Origin of the sequence: Methylibium sp. T29-B, assembly GCF_000576225.1 — a bacterium.
Lineage (GTDB): Bacteria > Pseudomonadota > Gammaproteobacteria > Burkholderiales > Burkholderiaceae_C > Methylibium > Methylibium petroleiphilum.
This window is the reverse complement of the sequence record NZ_AZSN01000368.1, coordinates 1-1,022: the sequence shown is the minus strand read 5'-3', so window position 1 is coordinate 1,022 and position 1,022 is coordinate 1. Positions and strand designations below refer to the sequence as shown.

1 pseudogene is annotated in these 1,022 nt (G+C 73.9%); it reads left to right on the top strand.

What is annotated here, in order from left to right:
• Nucleotides 1-752: pseudogene (locus tag Y694_RS25155) on the top strand (transporter); the annotation flags it as partial.
• Between the last annotated feature and the right edge of the window lie 270 nt (nucleotides 753-1,022).

Below are 1,022 nucleotides of genomic sequence, written 5' to 3'. Positions count from 1 at the left end.
CCACCGCCGGCGGGCCGCTGAACCGGCGCGGCTGGAGCTCATGCCGAGGTGCAGCAGGCCGCGCAGGCGCCGTCGAGCGCGCGGCGCTGGACGGCAACCCTCTGGCGTCGGCGGTCGACGCGCTGATGCTGCCGCGCCGCGACGGCGGCTGGTCGGCCCTGATCGCGCTGCAGCCGGGCCCGACCGAACTGGGCGCCGAGCGCCTGCGTGCCGCCTTGGAGGGGCTGGGCGGGCTCGAGGTGGTCGACATCGGGCTCGAGCTGAACAGCCTCTACGGCAGCTACCTGCAGGAGGCCTTCCTGCAGGCGTTGCTGGGTGCGGCTGCGGTGTTGCTGCTGCTGGCCCTCTCGCTGCGCTCGCTCCCGCGGCTGTTTGCGGTGTGCCTGCCACTCGCGCTGGCGGTGCTGCTCACGCTGGCCGGCCTGGCGCTGCTCGACGTGGCTCTGGGCATCCTGCACCTGGTCGGCCTGCTGCTGGTGGTGGCGGTGGGCTCGAACTACGCGCTGTTCTTCGACCAGATCCAGAACACTCCGGCGCACGATGCCGCGGCCGTGCCGGCGCTGGTCAGCGATGACACGCTGGCCTCGCTGCTGCTGGCCAACCTGACCACGGTGGCGTCGTTCGGGCTGATCGCGCTGTCGGACATCCCGGCGCTGTCGGCGATCGGCCGGGTGGTGGCGCCGGGGGCCCTGCTGGCCCTGTTGCTGGCGGCCGCCTGCTCACGGCCGCTACGCCTGGAGCGTGCTGCCTGAGCACGGGTCCGGCGCGGCATTCCGGTCAGCCTGCTGTGGGAAAATTGACGCTTGCAGTAACCCGCCAGCGCCCCGCCACCGCGGCGGCTTTCCCCATGTCCCACGCCTCCTCCTCGAGCGCTGCCTGGCCGATGCCGCCGCTGCTGCGCGCCAGCCTCGGCCTGCATGCGGTGGCGGCCGGCGCGGCGATCGCCTTGCCGGGGGCGGCTCCGTGGGCTTTCGGCAGCGTGCTGGCCAACCACGCGGCGCTCACTGCGGCCGGCCTGTGGC